Annotated in this window: 19 protein-coding genes; 6 read left to right on the top strand and 13 right to left on the bottom strand. The window is 67.3% G+C overall.

What is annotated here, in order from left to right; genetic code table 11:
* Window positions 1–25: 25 nt before the first annotated feature.
* Together map and K7W42_RS01045 are read left to right on the top strand one after the other, a co-directional pair.
* Window positions 26–787, top strand: a complete 762-nt coding sequence (gene map / locus K7W42_RS01050; protein WP_224571535.1) for a type I methionyl aminopeptidase — start codon at window positions 26–28, stop codon at window positions 785–787.
* Window positions 784–1,434 carry a pentapeptide repeat-containing protein gene (locus tag K7W42_RS01045; RefSeq protein WP_224571534.1) on the top strand — a complete coding sequence of 217 codons (651 nt, stop codon included), beginning with the start codon at window positions 784–786 and terminating at the stop codon, window positions 1,432–1,434. The genes map and K7W42_RS01045 overlap by 4 nt, the downstream gene beginning before the upstream one ends.
* 109 nt (window positions 1,435–1,543) lie before the next feature.
* On the opposite strand, the gene K7W42_RS01040 is transcribed toward K7W42_RS01045, so the two are convergent.
* From K7W42_RS01040 to K7W42_RS01030, 3 genes are all read right to left on the bottom strand, one after another.
* Window positions 1,544–2,461, bottom strand: a complete 918-nt coding sequence (locus K7W42_RS01040) for a manganese catalase family protein (RefSeq protein WP_224571533.1) — start codon at window positions 2,459–2,461, stop codon at window positions 1,544–1,546.
* A 97-nt stretch (window positions 2,462–2,558) separates the two neighbouring features.
* Window positions 2,559–3,107 carry a hypothetical protein gene (locus K7W42_RS01035; protein ID WP_224571532.1) on the bottom strand — a complete coding sequence of 183 codons (549 nt, stop codon included), beginning with the start codon at window positions 3,105–3,107 and terminating at the stop codon, window positions 2,559–2,561.
* A 722-nt stretch (window positions 3,108–3,829) separates the two neighbouring features.
* On the bottom strand, window positions 3,830–4,162 hold the full coding sequence (locus K7W42_RS01030) for a hypothetical protein (protein WP_224571531.1): 333 nt from the start codon (window positions 4,160–4,162) through the stop codon (window positions 3,830–3,832).
* A gap of 309 nt (window positions 4,163–4,471) precedes the next feature.
* Here K7W42_RS01030 and K7W42_RS01025 point away from each other — a divergent pair, with 309 nt between their 5' ends.
* The gene (locus K7W42_RS01025) at window positions 4,472–4,750 is read left to right on the top strand and encodes a stage V sporulation protein S (protein ID WP_157461336.1); all 279 of its coding nucleotides are present in this window, start codon (window positions 4,472–4,474) and stop codon (window positions 4,748–4,750) included.
* 60 nt (window positions 4,751–4,810) lie between these two features.
* Here the strand turns inward: K7W42_RS01025 and bshC are convergent, their stop codons facing one another.
* A complete protein-coding gene (gene bshC, locus K7W42_RS01020; protein WP_224571530.1) occupies window positions 4,811–6,367 on the bottom strand; it encodes a bacillithiol biosynthesis cysteine-adding enzyme BshC in 1,557 nt (518 codons plus the stop codon).
* A gap of 157 nt (window positions 6,368–6,524) precedes the next feature.
* Window positions 6,525–7,199, bottom strand: a complete 675-nt coding sequence (locus K7W42_RS01015) for a Crp/Fnr family transcriptional regulator (RefSeq protein ID WP_157461334.1) — start codon at window positions 7,197–7,199, stop codon at window positions 6,525–6,527.
* Between the two features lie 328 nt (window positions 7,200–7,527).
* Between K7W42_RS01015 and K7W42_RS01010 the strand changes: the two genes are divergently transcribed.
* On the top strand, window positions 7,528–8,280 hold the full coding sequence (locus K7W42_RS01010) for a WecB/TagA/CpsF family glycosyltransferase (RefSeq protein ID WP_224571529.1): 753 nt from the start codon (window positions 7,528–7,530) through the stop codon (window positions 8,278–8,280).
* Between the two features lie 201 nt (window positions 8,281–8,481).
* Here K7W42_RS01010 and K7W42_RS01005 read toward each other — a convergent pair whose 3' ends face one another.
* From K7W42_RS01005 to K7W42_RS00990, 4 genes are read right to left on the bottom strand one after another with little or no spacing between them, the layout of a single operon-like run.
* On the bottom strand, window positions 8,482–9,786 hold the full coding sequence (locus K7W42_RS01005) for an aminotransferase family protein (protein ID WP_224571528.1): 1,305 nt from the start codon (window positions 9,784–9,786) through the stop codon (window positions 8,482–8,484).
* A 19-nt stretch (window positions 9,787–9,805) separates the two neighbouring features.
* A complete protein-coding gene (locus K7W42_RS01000) occupies window positions 9,806–10,798 on the bottom strand; it encodes a hypothetical protein (RefSeq protein ID WP_224571527.1) in 993 nt (330 codons plus the stop codon).
* Entirely contained in the window at window positions 10,792–11,262 is a 471-nt protein-coding gene (locus tag K7W42_RS00995) for a DinB family protein (RefSeq protein WP_224571526.1), read from the bottom strand. Before K7W42_RS00995 ends, K7W42_RS01000 begins: the two co-directional genes overlap by 7 nt.
* The gene (locus K7W42_RS00990; RefSeq protein ID WP_224571525.1) at window positions 11,256–11,756 is read right to left on the bottom strand and encodes a DinB family protein; all 501 of its coding nucleotides are present in this window, start codon (window positions 11,754–11,756) and stop codon (window positions 11,256–11,258) included. Before K7W42_RS00990 ends, K7W42_RS00995 begins: the two co-directional genes overlap by 7 nt.
* Window positions 11,757–11,815: 59 nt before the next feature.
* Here K7W42_RS00990 and K7W42_RS00985 point away from each other — a divergent pair, with 59 nt between their 5' ends.
* Entirely contained in the window at window positions 11,816–12,160 is a 345-nt protein-coding gene (locus tag K7W42_RS00985) for a DUF4180 domain-containing protein (RefSeq protein WP_224571524.1), read from the top strand.
* A 31-nt stretch (window positions 12,161–12,191) separates the two neighbouring features.
* Here the strand turns inward: K7W42_RS00985 and K7W42_RS00980 are convergent, their stop codons facing one another.
* The 4 genes from K7W42_RS00980 to K7W42_RS00965 form a co-directional block, all read right to left on the bottom strand.
* A complete protein-coding gene (locus K7W42_RS00980; protein WP_224571523.1) occupies window positions 12,192–13,769 on the bottom strand; it encodes an L-glutamate gamma-semialdehyde dehydrogenase in 1,578 nt (525 codons plus the stop codon).
* Window positions 13,770–13,917: 148 nt separating this feature from the next.
* Window positions 13,918–14,823 (bottom strand): ROK family protein, encoded by a 906-nt coding sequence (locus K7W42_RS00975; protein WP_224571522.1) that lies wholly within the window; start codon window positions 14,821–14,823, stop codon window positions 13,918–13,920.
* Window positions 14,824–15,195: 372 nt separating this feature from the next.
* Window positions 15,196–15,546: a metal-sulfur cluster assembly factor gene (locus tag K7W42_RS00970; protein ID WP_224571521.1), complete on the bottom strand. Its 351-nt coding sequence runs from the start codon at window positions 15,544–15,546 to the stop codon at window positions 15,196–15,198.
* Window positions 15,546–15,860 carry a rhodanese-like domain-containing protein gene (locus tag K7W42_RS00965; protein ID WP_255638898.1) on the bottom strand — a complete coding sequence of 105 codons (315 nt, stop codon included), beginning with the start codon at window positions 15,858–15,860 and terminating at the stop codon, window positions 15,546–15,548. The genes K7W42_RS00970 and K7W42_RS00965 overlap by 1 nt, the downstream gene beginning before the upstream one ends.
* Window positions 15,861–15,918: 58 nt before the next feature.
* On the opposite strand from K7W42_RS00965, the gene K7W42_RS00960 reads away from it, so the two are divergent.
* Window positions 15,919–16,194: a rhodanese-like domain-containing protein gene (locus tag K7W42_RS00960; protein ID WP_224571519.1), complete on the top strand. Its 276-nt coding sequence runs from the start codon at window positions 15,919–15,921 to the stop codon at window positions 16,192–16,194.
* Window positions 16,195–16,367: the final 173 nt, after the last annotated feature.

The following is a 16,367-nucleotide window of genomic DNA, read 5'->3' as shown; positions in this document are numbered from 1 at the left end:
TCCCACCGTGTTAGCCTTGACTGTTATGAGCCGCGTTGCCCTGAAGTCTGCCCGCGAAATCGAGACCATGCGCCGTGCGGGGGCGCTGGTGGCCGAAACCTTCCGGGTGCTGGAACCTTATATGGTGGCCGGCGCCACCCTGAAAGACCTGGACCGCCTGGCCGAAGAGCATATTCGCAAGGCCGGGGCCACCCCCGCCTACCTGGGCTATGGGCCGCGCAACAACCCCTTCCCCGGCACCATCTGCGCCAGCGTGAACGAGGTCATCTGCCACGGCATCCCCGATGGGCGCGAGCTGCAAGAAGGCGACATCGTGGGGGTGGACATTGGGGTGCTGCTGGGCGGCTACTACGGCGACGCCTGCTACACCTACACCGTGGGCAAGGTGCGCCCCGAGGTGCAGGGTCTGGTGGACGCCACCCGCGCCAGCCTGAATGCCGCGCTGGACCTGGTGAAACCTGGCGCTCGCCTGGGCGACCTGGGGCACGCGGTCCAGACGGTGGCCGAGGGCCGGGGCTACAGCGTGGTGCGCGAATACACAGGCCACGGCATCGGCAAGCGGCTGCACGAGGAACCCACGGTGCTGCACTACGGCGCGCGTTACACGGGCCTGAAATTGCAGCCTGGCATGGTGTTTACCATCGAGCCGATGGTGAATCTGGGCCGCCCCGAGACTCGCCTGCTGGGCGACGGCTGGACCGTCATCACCGCCGACAAGCAGCCCAGCGCGCAGTTCGAGCACACAGTGGCCGTGACGCAGAAGGGCCACGAGATTTTGACGCTGTGACGGGCCCCAAGCCGCCTGCTCCACCCCGATTTCCAAAGGGCGGTCTGAGAAGCTTCTCGGGTCTGCTGGAAGATGAAGCGGTCGAGCGGGGGTGGGCCTTTGAGGGCGACCTCCCCAGCGCCCACGCCCTGAACAGCGTGACCTTCGAAGGCTGTGTCTTTCGAGGCGTGAACCTCGTCGGCAGTGTCTGGCGGCGGGTGCGTCTGCTGGACGTGCGGTTTGAACGCTGCGACCTGAGCGGCGCCGTTTGGGAGAACGTGAGCCTGGAGCGGGTGCAGGTGGCCGACTCGCGCCTGCTGGGCGTGCAGGCAGCGGGCACACGCCTGCGGCAGGTGCGCCTCAGCCGGGTGTCCATGCCGCTTTCGGTGTGGGTGAATGCCGACGCGGCCCACCTCTGGCTGGAAGGCTGCGACCTGGGTGAAGCGGTGATGATGGGCGCCAAGTTGGGCGGCACCGTGATGCGCGGCTGCCAGCTTCCGCGTACCGACCTGCGGGGGGCGCAGCTGGACGGAGCGGATCTGCGGGGCTGCGACCTGGGCGGCGTGCGCCTGGGGGCCGCCGAATTGCAGGGCGTGACCATCGAACCCGCGCAACTGCTGGACCTCGCCCACCTGCTGGGCGTGCGTGTGGCGGCACTGGAGGGCTGAAGAGACACCTGGCCCCCGTGCCTGGCCAGAACGCACATAGACCGATGAGGCCAGAAGAAAGGGCGTGGAGGAGAGGCGCGACTGCCTCCTCCACGTCCTCTTCTTCGTCTTAACGCAGACGAGCTTTATCGTGCAGCTTCTGGGCGATTTCCATGATTTCGCCCATGTCCCAGTCGGGTGAAAAGGCCGCCGAATCGTGGCCGCCGTCGACAAGGTCGCCGCCCTCAATTTCGGTGTACTCGCCCACGCGCACCTCGGACCCGTCTTCGGGGTGGGTGCCGTTCCAGATCTGGCCCAGTTCCTTGTAATCGGTGTCGCTAAAGCGGTACAGAATCTGGTGCAGGCCCCGGTCCATCACGGCCTTGGCTTCGGGAATCTTGGCAGTGGGAATGTTTGGCATGGGCAGCATCTTGTTGATGGTCACGCCAGTCAGACTTTCTAGGGCCTTGCCGTAAGCAATCTGGTGAACGCCGCCGCGCACCAGCAGGTAGCCCACCAGGGCTTTGGCCGTGGGGTCGTCCACCATCTCGTAGACACGCAGCTTGTTGTGGCGGGCTGCGCCCTCAAGGAAGAAGTTATGCGTCAGGTCCAGCATGAGGTTGCCGCTGGAATACACGTAGTCGCCGGTCCAGGCCTTGCCGTGAGAGTCGGCAATCAGTGTGCCGGGGCCAGCCCCGATAAAGTGCTTGGTGTTGCGCACGTCCTGGGCGAAGGAAAAGGGGTGCGTGGCCGGGTCCACAGGCTCTTCCTGCGCTTTGGGATCAGGGCCGGCCAGCAGGCTGTTGATGGCAGCCGACACGAGTTCAATGTGCCCCAGTTCCTCGGCGGCAATATTGGCAATCAGTTCGTAGTAGGGGCGCAAGGCGTCTTTCCCCCGGAAATTGAACGACTGCGTCATGTAGTTCATCATCGTGGACATCTCGCCGAAGCGGCCGCCCATCAGTTCCTGAACCGTGGCGGCGCCGTTGGGGTTCGCTTCTTTGGGGAGGGGAAGGTCAAATTGCAGTTTGTCGATGCGTAAGAACATGGGGTGCCCTCCTGGGTACAGTGATGCACCCGCAGCACACCGGAATGCCCGTCCTCATAAGGTCTGTCCCCCTACCTTGTGGGGGCTGCCCCAACGCTTAGACCCGGTTCCCTGAGAAGCGTTCCAAAGCCGTTAACTCAACAGGAACCCTGGCGCGGTCCGCCAGAAAGCGGCCCTGGGTCAGCAGGCGGTTGGCCGCCGTATGGTCGTGGGCCAGCGCCTCGGTGACGGCCTGATTCAGCAGCGCCAGCTGCTCGCCCAGCAGGCTTTCGGGGGTGTGGCCCTGACCGCCCAGTTGCTGCCGGGCCGCTGGGGTCACGGCCAGGTAGGCGCGCAGGGTGTCGGGCAGGTACTCGGCGCGTGTCTGGCGCAGCAAAAAGTGGGTGGCGGGTTCGGTGTCCTGCGGCGCGTCTTCCAGGCGGCACAGCAGGGCCAGCGCATAGAGGCGGTGCGGCTCGGGCAGGCGCAGGGCCAGGGCCGGGGCGTCGTCGGCCTGCGCAGAGGGGCTGGGCAGCGCGGCGGTGACCGGCTGCCGCAAGGCCAGGGCCGCGCGGTCCATGGCGTGCCGGTGAATCAGGTGGCGGCGCAGCAGCGGGAAGCCAAAGACGCTGCCAAAAAAGAACAGGGGAACCAGAATCTCTTCCACAAGGACAACCTCTGCGGCAGGGGAGGGGAAATGAGGAGGCCGGAGGACCGGCGGGAGAAGGACCAGCGGCTGAGCTGAAGGCCACAGTAGCCCGGCGACGGTTCTGAAGGCGTCCGTCTTTAGGCGGAAGTCGAGGGAGGGTGGGGCTGCTGGCCCGCATGTCTCAGTGGCGGCGGCTCAGCCTGGCTGCCGTCCGTCAGTGCTAAAAGGAGCCCTGGCCACCGCGTCTACTGGCTCCTATCCCGTGGGTTGCGCCAATGATTCAAGCTGAGCGAACTGACCCGGCGGCGCAGGAGACGAAGGCAGCGCCGCCGCAGCGTGGAGTCTAGGTGCCACCTGGATGGGTCAGTGGACCAGACGGAAGCCGCCGCACAGCACTCAGGCGAAGGTGCGACGACCAGGTAGCAGACGTGGCAAAGCGGCGCAGCAGAGCGAGCGGCAGTAATAGAAAGGAATTATTCCCTGGAATCAGAGCAGCGCAGAGTCTCTTCTAGCGACTCGGCATGGTGTCTGTAGGATGGTTTCAAGAAGCAAGCTGCTCAGCCAAGGCAGGCTCTACCCGCAAGCATCCCAGTTTCTTTTGAGGACAGTTAAGGAACCACCATCCCTTTTTTGCGGCACTGCCGGGAGGACCGACGCTTCCTCATTCAGACTGCTTCACCGAAGAAAGGCAGGCGACCCTGTGTGCCTGTCCCGCTCACTGCCCTTTGCCTCCTTCAGGGTCAATCCAGCTGATTCACGGGCCGCGCCAGGTCCAGCCAGCCCCAGTCGCGCAGGTACGCGCGGAACTCAGTGAGCAGGTCGCGGGCGTCCTCACGTTCAGACTCGTGCAGGGCGCGCAGCCAGGCCTCGCCCGTGGCGCGGGTGTAGGCCAGCAGCGGAGCGGGCCGGCCCAGATAGGTCTCCAGGGTGTCCAGAAGGTCCTCGTAGCGGGCGCGGCGCCAGGGCTTTTCCCGCGTGATTTCGACCAGAAAGTCAGCAGCGGCGTGCTCCAGCAGCAGCGTACGGCCCACAGGGCCGGGTGCCTTGACGGCCACCACCTTGGGCTGGCTCATGCGACCCTGCCTGAGGATGCCTGAAGGGCACCCGGCGTCAGGTGCGCGTCCGGTAACAGGTGCCAGCCGCTGGCTTCTTCGGAGGGAACGGTCATGGTGGGCAGTCTGGCGGCGGAAGGTCACCGGCTCTTCTGCTGCGGGTCAGGCTTTTGTCAGCGGGGAACCGAAGTCTGGGTCGCAGCGGGCGTCCCATCTGACCCTGCCCCCGCCGGGGGCATCCTCACAAAAGCCCCTGTAGGAATTGTTCCAGCTGGCCCCAGCGCTTAAACTTGCTCTATTACCACGGTTCCGTGGAAGGAGAGCATTACCTTGGAAACCCTTCGCGTCTCCGGCACTTCCCGTCCTAATGCCATCGCCGGTGCCATCGCCGCTCTGCTGCGGTCACAGGGCGAGGTGGATATTCAGGCCATCGGCCCAGCCGCCGTTAATCAGGCGGTCAAGGCCCTGGCCATTGCGCGCGGTTACCTGACTGGCGACGGCCTTGACCTCTACACCCAGCCGGAATTTGTGAAGCTGGATGTACAGGCCGAGGAACGCACCGCTGTCCGCTTTCTGGTGAAGGCCATTCAGGGTACGCCCAGCGTCTAGCAGTGAATTTGAGGAGCGGGGCGGCCAGAGAGAGGCTGCCCCGCCCTTTTTGTTTCTGGGTTACGCGATGGTCACTTCGCCCTGAAAGCCTGCAGGCAGCCCCAGCAGTTGCCGCAGGGGCGCGTCGCCGTGCTTGAGGAGCAGACTCAGAAAATTGAGTTCGCGTTCCTGCGGCACGCCACCGGGTAGCAGGTGGGCCTTGAGGCGGCTCAGCTGCCGGGTGCGGTCATTCTCGGCGCGGGCCAGGGCATGAATGGCCAGGGTTTGCAGGTGCGCCACGCGGGCGGTGGTGCGGGCGCGGGTGCGCTCGGCAGCGCCAGTCAGGGTGGGGTCCAAGGCGCCCAGGTCGGCAGTCAGCTCCCTCAGTTCGGCGTCCAGAGCGTCCAGTCTGGCCACGGCAGCGGCTCCAGCCCCACGCTCGGCGGCCAGGGCGCGGCCCAGCACCCCCTCGGGGTCCGTCTGGACCTGGGCGGCCGTTGCCTTCAGGCGGCCCAGCAGGCGGGCCACGTTGGGTTCCAGCCAGGTCACGCTCAGGCGCGGCCACAGCAGGGGCTGATGAAGGCCGTGCAGCGGGTACACGTCCCGCAGCTGCGCCGCGTAGGCGATCTCGCCGGGGCCCACCACAAAGGCGAGGGTGGGCAGCAGCGCGTCCTGCACCGCCGGGCGCAGGCCAGCCGCCGGGGTCAGGCGGGTTGGGTCGGCGTCCAGCCGTGTCAGCAGGTCGCTGACGGTGTAGGTCCGGGTCTCGGTGTGCAGCTCCCTCCCCTGGGCCCGCAGCAGGCGGCGCTGGCCATCCTCTTCTTCCAGAAAGAGGTTGGTGGCGCCAGCGGGCCGCCGCAACTGCGGCTCAAAGCCGTCCTGTTCCAGCCGCATGGCTGCCGCCTCAATGGCCGCCGAGGAGGCCAGGGGCGCCCGCAGCTCACGCGCCAGGGTGGGGGCCATCAGGCGGGCCAGGGCTGGGTGCATGGGGTCTAGCACCACCAGACCAGCCGGTGCCAGCAGACCGTGCATCAACCGGGCAAACACGTCGGCGTAGCTGCCGCCAGCGCGGGTGGCCGCGTCTATCCAGGCGCGAACCGCCCGCACATGCTCGGCCGGCGCATCAAAGGTCTCCAGCAGAGCGTGAACCTGCGCGGTCCATTCGGGGCGCCACGGTACGCGGCCCACCGGCACCCCGGCGGGCACGTCCAGGGTCAGGCGGTGCAGACGTTCATTCATGTCCAGCAGGGTGGTGCTGGCCACTTCGGCGGCGTCGTGGTCCTGGCTGGCCACCCAGTACACCGCCACAACTGGGCGGTTGTCGTCGTGCAGCTGCCGGGCCAGCAGGGCGGCGTCGGCACCCTTGTGGACCGCGTAGGCGGGGCCGGTCAGCGCGCCCGCCTGCTGCCCGGTGACCACCACGCGCGAGCGGGGATGGGCTAGGCGCTCCAGCTGCGCTTCTATGTCGGCGTTCAGCGTGCCCAGGTCGCGGTGATAGTCGCGCAGGGCGCTGGCCAGGGCGCGGCGGTCCAGGTCCGGCTGCTCCTCGGTCAGGGCCTGCGCGGTGGCGCCCACCGGCAAGCGGAAATACTCGCCCATGTGCCCCTGTCTGAACTCTGCCGCTGCGCTTTTTGCCATGCTGCTTGCTTCCCTCCCGGCCACCAAGCTGTGGTGGACGCCTGTCGTGAATGTGTGAATCAGCGGCCCTGGGCGGCTGCCCGGCCCGGCGCCGCTACGTTCGCGCGGCGGCGGGGCCAGATACTGCAACGCCGCTCACAGTACGGCGCGGCGTTGCCTAGCGCAGCGGTTCGCGGGTAACCCGCAGGAGGCCCTCGCGGTCGGTCAGGATAATGCGCCGGTAGCCCAGGTCCAGCAGGCCGCGGGTGCGGAAGTCGCCCAGCAGTTTGGTGATCGTCTCGCGGGTGCTGCCCACCACATGCGCGAGGTCCTGGTGCGACACCCGGTCCCGCAGGGCCAGCGCGCCGCCTTCTGGCCAGGGGCCTTCGCGCTCGGCGAGGTGCAGCAGCGCCACGGCCAGCCGCTGAGAGACCTCCAGAAAGACCAGCCCCGAGAGCCGCTCCTGCACGCCGCGTGTTTGCCGCGTCATCTGCTCGGTCAGGGCCACGCCCACAGCAGGCTGCGCGCCCGTCAGGCGGGTCAGCGCTTCCTGGCCCAGCAGCAGGGCCTCGGTGTCGTCCATGGCCTCGGCGTACATGCCGTAGCGGGCGCCGGGCGTCAGGGCCAGCACGCCCAGCAGGGCGCCGGGGCCGTGAACGTCCAGCGTCACCTCGCGCGCGCCGGCACCCAGCCGGTACAGGCGGGCGGCGCCGCGTAACAACACAAACAGGGTTTCGGCCGCGTCTTCTGGGTGGTACAGCAACTCTGTGCGGCTCCAGCGGTTCACGCGGCCGGCGGCCATCACCTGCGCCTGAGCGTCCGCAGGCAGGGCACCGAAAGCTCCGGGCAACATGCACAGCAGTATGCCCCAGCCTGGGCAGGTGGGTACGGGGGCGGGCAGAGGCGGAGGGAAGAGGGCAGCCTGAAAGTTGAGGGCGGCCCAGGCAGGTTCGTCTTCTGGTGGTTTGAAGAGGGGTAGAGGGGTGTGGTTAGGGCCTGATCTGCCCACTGGCACGATCCTGCCCGGCTGGCTTGCGGCGGCATGAAGGGTGAACATTCTTCCCTGCTGGACACCCAGCGCCTTGGTGTGCAGCAGGCGCCCCCTCTCCAGCGTCCCTGGACTTTCCTGCACAGCGCGGGGTGCTGCTCTCTGAACCGGTTGCATTACAATCGGCCCCAGCATGACCACCCCCGAGCCGCCCCAGCGCCTGACCCTGTTTGACCTGCCGCTGGACGTTCTTTCGCTGGAGCCTGTTCTGGACCGCCTGGGTGCCTGGGTGACCGATCCGGTGCGCGCGCCGCATACCGTGGTGACCCTGAACCCCGAATTCATTGTGCAGTCGCGCACCCAGCCGGATTTTGTCAATGCCATGCAGGTGGCCGATCTGGTTACGGCCGATGGTGTGGGAACCGTGTGGGCCGCCCGTCAGCTCACTGGGACCGAGGTGCCGCGTGCCCCCGGTTTTGACATCGTGCAGGGGCTAATGCAGCGGCACGGCCCACGCCTGCGCGTGTTTTTTCTGGGCGCCAAACCCGGCGTGGCCGAAGTCGCTGCGCAGAACGCTGCTCGGGACTATGGCATTCAAGTGGCGGGCATTCACCACGGGTACTTTGACCTGCCCGACGACCAGCGCGTGGCGGAACTGGTACGTGAAAGCCGCGCCGACCTGCTGCTGACGGGCATGGGGGCCGGGCGCCAGGAGACCTTTAACCAGTACTGGCGCCAGGTGATGAACGTCCCGGTCATGATCGGCTGCGGCGGTGTGATCGACGTGCTGGCCGGCACTGCCGACCTCGCGCCTGCCTGGACCCGGCGGCTGGGTGTGGAGTGGATCTGGCGCGTGGGCCTGGACCGCAAACGCTGGAACCGGGCGCCCCGCCTGGCTCAGTTTGTGCGCATGGTGCGCGCCGAGAAAAAGCGCTTGAAGAAATAACGGCAGGGCGCTGAGACAATCTCCTCAGCGCCCTGCTTGAGGGCGTTCAGCTGTATCCATGGTTCTGTGGCTGAATGGCTCTCAAATGAAGGCGCATGCGTCTGCCTCTTGTCGACGAATGCCAATGTTTGCCGCAACGGTTCAGGGCGAACGGAACAGCAAGGCCCTGGCATGGGGTCGGCGCCACAACCGCAATCCTTTTCAGACAGAGGCGCTGACTCCAGTGGTCGCCAGTGCCCGGTCCAGGGCCGCCAGCATGACCTCCACCTCGGCTGCCGAGATACTCAGGGGCGGGCCCAGCAGCAGGTGGTCGCCCCGCATACCGTCCACCGCGCCCGAGCCGGGGTAGGTCAGCAGGCCCTCCTCACGGGCGGCGGCAGCCACGCGCTCGGCCAGACCGGGCTGCGGAAACGCCTCTCCGGTCTCCGGGTCGCCCAACACCAGCCCCAGCAGCAGGCCGTGGCCCCGCGCCGCTAGCACCTGCGGATGCCTGGCTTGCAAGGCTTGCAGACCAGACAGCAACTGCGCGCCGCGCTCGCAGGCCGCCGTCACCAGCGCCTCCCGTTCCACGATGTCCAGCACACCCAGCCCGGCCGCCACGCTCACCGGATGACCGGCGTAGGTAAAGCCGTGCTTGAAAGCGCCGCTGCCGTTCATCACCGTGTCGTAGACCGCTGGGGCCGCCATCAGGCCGGCCAGCGGGGCGTAGCCGGCGGCCAGGCCCTTGCCCAGCACCACGAGGTCGGGCGTAACTTCACCGCCCAGCCGCACGGCCAGCGGGGCCCCGCAGCGGCCCATGCCACTCATGACCTCGTCGGCAATAAACAGCACGCCGTATTCGCGGCAGATCTTGGCAATGTGCGCGTGGTAGCCCGCATTCGGCGCCAGCGCCGCGTCCGAGGCACCCACCACCGGTTCACAGATAAACGCCGCCACCGTCTCTGGTCCAGCCTCTTCCAGCACGGCGCGCAGGCGTTCGGCGTCCTGCTCCCCGCTCAGGCTGGGGTCAGGTTTGGGCATCTTGGGCCAGGCGTCTTCGCGGATGAGGGGCGCGTAGACCTCACGCCGGGCCCCCATCCCAGACGCCGCCAGCGCCCCCAGCGAGGCGCCGTGGTAACTGGGGACGCGGGTCACCACCTTGAAACGCTCCGGCTCGCCGCGTTCAACGTGGTATTGCCGCGCCAGTTTGATGGCGCTCTCGTTGGCTTCCGAGCCGCCGGAGACCGCCCAGAAGCGGAAACCAGGCAGCGTCAGAAAGTCGGCCAGCCGCGCCGCATACGTTTCCAGAACCTCACTGGAAAACTGTGAGCCGTGAACAAAGGCCAGCTGGCTTGCCTGCGCGGCCATCGCCTGCGCGACCTCCGTTCGGCCCTGCCCGATGTTGGCCACCAGCGCCCCAGAAGAGCCGTCCAGATACCGCTGGCCCTGGGCATCCTCGAGATACACCCCCTCGGCACGCACGGCGACGGGATAGGACTTACGGGAGCGGTAAAAGACGTTGGACATGACAAAGTTCCTCTTGAGGTCAGGTGGGAGAAGTGAAGTGAGTGGGGAGGGCCAGCCACTCGCCCAGCGGCGGCGCTCCCTCCACTTCCAGCGTCAGCAGGATGAGGCGGCAGGCGGCGCGGTGGGCGCTCAGGTCGGGAAAAGGTTGCATTTCACGGTAGCCGGCTTCAAACGCCTGGGCCTGCGCCCCGTCCAGCAGCACTTCCCAGAAACAGAGGTCCAGTTCTGGTGGCGCCAGGGCCGATGCCTCGACATCCACCAGGGCGAAGGGCTGCCCCTCACGCCACACGAACTGGCTGCCGTTCCAGTCAAGCAGCATGGGCACGGCGGCGCTGGGCACTGGAGCGGCCTGAAAGATGGCTGTCACTGTGGCCTCATGCGCGGCCCAGTCCTGAAAGCGGTAGCGGGGGGCCACCGCCTGAATCATCGCCAGGGCGCGGGGATAAAACTCGGCGAGGGGAAAGCGGTGGGTGCCCGTCACGTCGCCAAAGTGGAGCTGCGGGTGGGCGTGTACCGCCGCCACCCGCCGGCCCAGCTCGCGGGCGTCGGCCTGGGCCAAGTCACCCGTGTCATACGGATTCCGTCCATTTCCGCAACATCCGGGAGGGCGCCGGATGTTTCTCCACTTCCCGGAAATCCGTATTCTTTCCTTCTCCCTCCGGTCGGAAAAATTCCGTAATACGTTACGCAATTTTTCGGAACTAATGTCACCCGCCATAAACTCGACCCGGAGCGTGGGCCTGCCCTGAAAGTCGGTCAGGTCAGCTACAGCCGGCACCGCCCAGACGTCCAGGTGGCGCCAGAAGGTATAGGCCTCAGCCGTGGCTTTTAGGTCGCGGGGGTCCACCCCGAACAGCCTGCCCAGGCCCAGCATGAAGGCGCTGACCTCAGGAGCAGTCCACCACGAGCGGTGCCAGAGCTCGGGGCCGGCCTCCGTCTCGACCCGCCAGACGTGCGACGCGCGGCTGGGGTCGCCGGCGTTCAGCTCGGTGAACGACTGGGCCTCTACCACGTATCGCCTCCGCCCGGCGGGGGCCACAGCCCCAGCGCCTGACGAACCAGCACGACCTGCCCCAGATGGTAGGCGCCGTGCCCGGCGAAGTTGACCAGCATGGCGGCCCAGGGCTGACCCTGCGGGGTGGTGCCGGCGGCAAAGTCGGGGTCACGGCTCAGCTCGCGCAGCCGCGCCTGACCCGCCAGCAGCTCGGCGCGCAGGGCGGTCCAGTCGCCCGGCGGGGGCCAGCCGCCGCTGGCATGTTCCGGCCACGCGGGGGCCTGGCCCGCCGCCGCATCCAGCAGCCACGCCTGCCAGAACTGCACGTGGGCCGCCACCTGCGCGGCAGAATGCGGCAGGCCCGGCGGCACGCGCGCGGCGTCCTCTGCCCCCAGCCCTTCGAGCGCCTGCTCCCACGACACGTTCGCTGGGCCGCCCAGGAACAGGTTGCCGGTGGCCTTGCCAAAGACGCCGCTTACCACGTGTCGCCGCCGCCGGGAGGGGGCCAGGCCTCCAGCGCCTGCCGCACCGTCACAACCTGCCCAAAGTGGTGGGCGGTGTGCAGCGCCATGTCGGCCAGCAACTCGCCGATGGTTTCTTCGTGGTTGACGGGGTTGGCCAGGTCAGGCCGCGCGGCGTGCGGGTCAATGCGCGCCAGCAGTTCGTAAAATTCGTTTTTGACGTCCCGCCACTCGTCGGCGCCGACCGCCGGCCAGGTCTCGGCCGCCGCCTTCGGGTACGGCTGGCTCTGGCCCATTTCGATGATGTCCAGCATCCAGCGGTTCCACCAGTTGATGTGCGCCACCAGTTCGGCCACCGAATGGGGCAGGTGCTGAGGGCGCGTGGCGGCCTGCTCGTCTGAAAGCCCGCTCAGGGACGCCTCCACGCCCACAAAGGCCTGCCCCCCCCGGAACAGCTTGGGCAGCAGGCGGGCGAAGGCCAGTTGGGCGCGGGTGTTGCGGTCAGGGTCAGTCATGGGGGTAGTGTTGCAGAAGGCCGGGCGCTGAGGGCAAAAGAGAGGAGGCGGTCAGAAGAATGAAGGCAGACGTACACATCAGGACAGCGGCCGAACTGGGCCTGACGTTCCGGGACGCTGGCGACACCGCGCAGGTGCTGGGGGCCATATACGGCCTGGACGGCCTGATTCTCTCTGTGGCCGACCTCTCGGCCGAGTTCCTGAATCTGCGCACCGGACTGCTGGGCGAGCTGTTCCAGACCTTCGTGAACTGGCGCCTGCCTGTGGCCGTGGTGGTCCCCGACCCGGCCGCCCACGGCGAGCGCTTCGCCGAGCTGGCCCGCGAGCACGCCCGCCATCCCAGCATCCGCTTTGTGCCGTCAGAGGCGCAGGCGCGCCAGTGGCTGGAAACGCAGACGGGATAAACCCGCTCGCCTTCCCCCAGCCACATTGGCTCTAGTACCGCTGGGCCACCGTTTTCGTTTGCAGGAACCAGAACAGGTAGTCCGGGCCGCCGACCTTAGCGTTGGTGCCGCTCATGCCGTAGCCGCCGAAGGCGTGGGTGCCTGACAGCGCTCCGGTGCATTTGCGGTTGATGTACAGGTTGCCCACATGGATGCGCTTTCTGGCTTCGGCGATCTTGTGAGGGTCGCGGCTGTAAAAGGCGGCAGTCAGGCCATATTCCGAGTCGTTGGCCAGGTCGATGGCGTGCTGCCAGTCACGCGCGCGGGTAAAGGCCAGCACGGGCCCGAAGATTTCTTCCTGAAACAGCGGGTCGTTCGGCGCCACATCGGCAAAAAGGGTGGGCGCGACGTAGCCGCCCTCGCGGCCGCCGGTGTCCGGGGCCTCGCCGCCCAGGACCAGGCGGGCGCTCTGCTGGCCGCGCGCCACGAAGCCCTGAATGCGCTCGGCGCTGCCGGAGTGAATGACCGGGCCCAGGTCCGCGTTGTCTTCAGGCAGGCCCACCTTCAGCCCGCTGGCCAGCGCCGTCACCTTCTCCAGCAGGGCGTCGTGCACGCTCTCCTCGACAATCACGCGCGAGCAGGCCGAGCACTTCTGGCCCGCGTACCCGTAGGCCGCCTGCACGATGCCAGCCGCCGCCGCGTCCAGGTCGCCGTCGGCGCACACGACCGTCGGGTCCTTGCCGCCCATCTCGGCAATGACGCGCTTGAGCCAGCGCTGACCGGGCTGCACCTTGGCGGCGCGCTCGTAGATGCGGCAGCCGATTTCCTTGCTGCCGGTAAAGGCAATCATGCGAATGCCGGGGTGGTCCACCAGCGGGTCGCCCAGCACGTCGTCGCTGCCGGTCAGGAACTGAATAGCGCCTCTGGGCAGTCCAGCCTCAAACAGCAGTTCGACCAGCAGGTACGACGACAGCGGGGTTTCGCTGGCGGGTTTCCAGATCACCGTGTTGCCAGCGGCAAGGGCCCCCAGCGCCATGCCCAGCGGAATTGCACTGGGAAAGTTCCAGGGGCTGATACAGGCGACTACGCCCAGCGGCTCATACACGGTGGTCACGTGTTCGTCGGGCATGGGATAGACCGGCTTGCCCTGCGACCAGCGCAGCGTTTCCCGCGCAAAGACCTCGAAATGGTCCACCGACTCGGCGACCTCACCGTCGGCCTCGGGCCAGTTCTTGCCGTTTTCCAGCGTCATGACGGCATTCAGTTCAAAGCGGCGTACCCGCAGCAGTTCGGCGGCGCGCTTGAAGATGCTGGCGCGCTGAAAGGGGTCTGAAAAGCGCCAGTCCTCGAAGGCTGTCTGGGCCGCCTGAATCGCCTGTTCCAGCTGCCCTGGGGTGGCCTTCTGGAAACGCCACACGGTCTCGCGGGTGTCGGCTGGATTGCGGACCTCGAAAGTGCCGCTGCCCTCGGCGGCTTGGCCGCCGATCAGCAGGGGAAAGGTGCGGCCTAGATACTGCTCGCGGACCTGAGCAAACGCTTGGCGCTGAAGAGCGGCCACCGCCTCGTCGCGGAAATTGAAGTAGGGTTCATGCTCGAAAGGTAGAAACCCTTCCATCATTGTGGTCGTCATGTGCCGTGCCTCCTCTGAAAGTTTCTGGAGGCTAACACATGCTGGTTCGGGCCAGGGAACAGGCTGACAGACGGCAAAAAGGCGGCGCTGCAGCGTGTTGAGAAGAGGGGCTGGCTGGTGAAAACCTGTCAATTGAAAGGTGGGGTTTTCAGGCCTCCCGGCTGGCCCACAGCGCCGCACCTATCAGGCCCGCGTCGGCCCCCAGCGCGGCGTGAACAAGTTCGGGTTGATACCGCACTGGAAAGCAGGTCAGCGCCGCGCGCACCCGCGCCAGATAACCGGGTCTCAGGCCCACGCTGCCGCCCAGAGCCACCCGCGTCACGCCCAGCAGCGCGGCCACGTCGGCACACTTCCAGGCCAGCAGCGCCGCTGAATGGTCGTAGGCGGCGCCCGCTGCTTCATGCCCGGTCTCGGCGGCGTCACACAGGGCGCGGGCATCGGCCAGCCCCAGCGCGGCGGCCTGTGCCCCCAGGGCCGTGCCGCTCGTCTCGAATTCCAGCGGTCCCAGGCAGCCCAGGGGGGTCGGGTCACCCTCACCCCACACGGCAGGCACCTGGACAAAGCCCAGCTCGGCGTCCAGACCGTTGGCGGCCAGGTGCAGGCGCCCACCCAGCACCAGCCCCGCACCCACGCCAGTACTGACTGTGACAAACATGAATTCTGTGGTGCCTTTTCCAGCGCCCGCCACGTATTCGCCCCAGGCGGCGGCGCGGGCGTCGTTCAGGGCAGCGGCGGGCAGGCCCAGGCCCGCGCCCAGTGTCTCGGCCAGGGGAATGTCCACCCAGCCGGGAAAAGTATGGGCGGCGGTGGCGGTCACCCGGCCCCCGGCGACGGCCCCGGCGCAGGCCACGCCCACGGCCCTCGCCTGCGCGGCCAGGGGCCTGGCTAGCTCCAGAACGATGTCCAGCACGGCGTCTGGTGCGGCGGGACGCGGCGTGGCGGTCTGGCGCCGCTCGATCACGCGCCTGCCGTCCACAAGCGCCGCCCGAAGACTGGTGCCGCCGATATCCAGGGCCAGCAGCGGAGAAGAGGCAGGCCAGGGGGTACGGGTCACAGGCGCATTCTGGCATCCCTGAAAGTCACGTCCGGTTGGAAAAGAGGCGCGAAGAGGCTCGGGGTCTGTTGTGGCTGCGTCAAAAGCTGTGGGGGTTCACGGCGCCCCAGCGGTGTGAATCCATCGCGCCGACTTCTTTCTATAGGTCCGACCCATCTGGGAGCGTCCTGCCTGGTTTCAGTTGGCTTCAGCCTGGAACATATCGAGAGCTTCGGTGCTGGGGTGAGCGGCCTTCCTGCAACTGCTGTTGGCGGCTTCCCGCCTGCTCTGCAAAGGACGCCTGCGGTTTGCTTTGCCAACGGGGCCAGGATGACGAAAAGCAGATGCTGACGGCGTTTTCGCCGTCAGCATCTGCTCTAACCCCTCTCTGTCTTAGACGTTAAAGCCGAACATCCGCATCTGGCGTTTGCCGTCGTCGGTCATCTTGTCCGGTCCCCAGGGTGGCGTCCAGACGAATTCCACGTTGACACTGTTCACCCCGTCCAGGCGGCCCACGGCCATCTCGGCGTCGGCGCGAATCAGGTCCTGCACCGGGCAGCCCACGCTGGTCAGGGTCATGGTGATGTCCACCAGGCCGCCGTCCTGCACGTCCACGCCGTAAATCAGGCCCAGGTCAACCACATTGACCGGGATTTCGGGGTCCTTGACGACCTTCAGGGCTTCTAAAACCTGCTCTTCGGTGGGCAGGCCCGCTGGCGCGGCGGTGGTCTGTTCGGCGTCCATCAGCCCTGCCCCTGCACGTGAGGGAGGCCCTCGTTCACCCAGGCCATCGTGCCACCTGCCAGATTGACGACCTGACCGTAGCCCTGACCTTGCAGGAACTCGCCCGCACGGGCGCTGCGGGCGCCGCTGCGGCAAATCATGACGAGTTCGCGGTCCTTGGGCAGCTCGGCGTAGCGCGTTTCCAGTTCGCTCAGGGGCAACAGCTGGGCGCCCTCGGCGTGAACCTCGTCGTATTCGCTTTGCTCGCGCACGTCCACGAGCAGCGCGCCAGCCTGCACGCGGCGCTGCCCTTCTTGCGGGGTGACATCTTCCATGCGGCCCAGCATACCTGAGTGCCCAGGTCGGAATGTGCCCGCGCGTATGCTGCCCGGCATGGTGTCTGGTTCCTTTACCCTGATTGACCTGCGCCCAGAGGCTCTGCGGCAGGCCGAGCCGCTGGAGGCGCTAACCCTGCAGTTGGTCCTGGCTGTCTCGCTGGAGGCCATCGAGGCAGGCACCCACGGCCTGACCCCAGCGCACGGCCCGCTGCTGGTGGTCTGCGAACGGGGCGTGCGGTCTGGGCTGGCGGCCGAATACCTGCGCGCCGATGGGCTGGACGCCCGCGCCCATCCCGGCGGGGTGCCGGCGCTCAGGGCCCAGCAGGACTAAAACGGACGCCGCTGGAATCCAGCAGAACGCTGGGTGAAATCCGAGCGGAGAAAGAGCGCATAGGGATTCCGCACTCTGTGAGGCGTAGACGGTGCTTTGCCAGCTGTGCCGTCATGAAGCAGAATCCGTAAACAAGAGGGCGCCTCGGTCATGCCAGGCAGCCGGAAGGGGCC

This window comes from Deinococcus betulae (genome assembly GCF_020166395.1).
Taxonomy (GTDB): Bacteria; Deinococcota; Deinococci; order Deinococcales; family Deinococcaceae; genus Deinococcus; species Deinococcus betulae.
The sequence above is the reverse complement of the archived record's forward strand: the minus strand, read 5'-3'. Positions and strand labels throughout refer to the sequence as shown.